The sequence below is a fragment of the Vibrio sp. 2033 genome, assembly GCF_033339735.1.
Window position 1 is genome coordinate 1 of the sequence record NZ_JAWOVC010000631.1, and the last position, 570, is coordinate 570.

A 570-nucleotide genomic window follows, 5' to 3' on the forward strand; every position below is an offset into this window, starting at 1 on the left:
AAATCTATCAGAATTTTTCAGGAAAGTCTATAATTTTTCCAATCCGGAAACCGGTGCACAAACCGCCACTGACCATTCGGGCATCTAAGTCAGGTTGCGTAGATGATATGGGCAGGATGTTTTTATGAGTCAAATTGACCCGGAGAGCAATCCACGGCCGGTGTTTCACGACCCGAAGGGAGGCCGGCGGCGATTTGTCAATTATTTCGCGATTATTGCCGGCGGGGCAGTTTCTGTTTTGATAGCGGTCTTTGTCGTAAGTGTTTTGGTTAATCCTTTTCTGCCACAGGTGCGTCTCAAGCCATTGGCAGCTTTGCCTCAATCAGAAGACACAGGCCTTCCCGTACCGGAGCGGCCCGCAACCTCGCGAAAAGAATTGCAGGTGCGACGACTGAGCGAACGAATCCGCGAAGAAAAAGCCCGCCGCGAGGAATTAAAACTGATTGAAAGACTGAAACGCGAGGCGGAAAAATCGGCACGGCGAAACAATCAGTCCGGTTCGGTTTCAGATCGTCGCTTATCGGTCGGGTTTTTTGTAAATTGGGATGATTCCAGCTTTGCGTCCCTGCA

The 570-nt window shown here is 50.2% G+C and carries 1 protein-coding gene; it reads left to right on the plus strand.

What is annotated here, in order from left to right:
• Positions 1 to 124: 124 nt before the first annotated feature.
• Positions 125 to 570, plus strand: a 446-nt coding sequence (locus R7P74_RS28185; protein ID WP_318123973.1) for a hypothetical protein, incomplete at its 3' end; no start/stop codon positions are given.